The 215-nt window shown below is 22.8% G+C and carries 1 protein-coding gene; it reads left to right on the top strand.

Translation table 4 applies throughout. From position 1 onward, the window contains the following. A partial coding sequence (locus EHU54_RS06125) for a transposase family protein (protein ID WP_400249517.1) occupies positions 1–215 on the top strand: 215 nt, incomplete at both ends.

Raw genomic sequence — 215 nt, forward strand, 5'->3', positions numbered from 1 at the left:
CAAAAAAATTATTGCAACAAGTTTTTCGCTTGGAAAAAAACATGATTATGCTTTATTTAAAGAATCAAAAATTTCAATTTTAAAAAATACCAAATTAATAGTTGACAGTGGTTATCAAGGAATACAAAAAATTCACAATAATGTTCTAATACCTACAAAGAAAACAAAGAAAAAACCTTTAAATAAAGCACAAAAACAACATAATAGACTAGTTT

The organism is Spiroplasma sp. ald (assembly GCF_044714355.1).
GTDB classification, from domain to species: domain Bacteria; phylum Bacillota_I; class Bacilli_A; order Mycoplasmatales; family Mycoplasmataceae; genus Spiroplasma; species Spiroplasma phoeniceum.